This is a genomic window from Microbacterium umsixpiens, from assembly GCF_053543675.1.
The window spans coordinates 5,710-6,251 of sequence record NZ_JBLVOH010000101.1; the positions used below are offsets into that span (position 1 = coordinate 5,710).

Here is a 542-nt window from a genome sequence, read left to right on the forward strand (position 1 = left end):
GCCTGCCCGCCCACCGGTCGGCGAGCAGCGCATAGACGACCATCGCGACCGTCGACGCGAGCAGATCGACGGGCGTTCCCGTGGTGGCGTTGGCATCGACGAGGCTGACGGTGCCGAGCAGGAAGATGAGCGCGTTGTTCACGATGTGCAGGGAGATCGCCGCTTCCAGACCGCCCGTGCGCCAGGTCAGCCACGCGGCGACGATCGCGAACATGCCCACGCTCGCCGCCCCCCAGATGTCGTAGCCGTGCCCGAGCACGAACAGCGGCACCGGGAGCAGGATGGCGAAGGCCGGATGCCGCAACCAGCCACCGACGAGCTGCATCAGATAGCCGCGGAACACATACTCCTCGGCGGCGGCCTGCAGCGGGATGAGCAGCAGCACGAGCAGCACCATGACCCATAGCGCCGGGTGGGAGAAGTCGACGACGATCGCCTCGCCCGTGGCGGCCGCCACGCCGAGCACGACCGCGAAGTAGACGACGAACACGGCGAGTGCCAGCAGCAGGCTCCGGCCGAGCCACCCCATCCGCAGCCGCCCG

At 69.7% G+C, this 542-nt stretch carries 1 protein-coding gene; it reads right to left on the reverse strand.

What is annotated here, in order from left to right; all coding sequences use genetic code 11:
- Window positions 1-542 (reverse strand): CPBP family intramembrane glutamic endopeptidase (locus ACNPM4_RS10360; protein WP_448985612.1); only part of this gene is annotated, 542 nt, incomplete at both ends.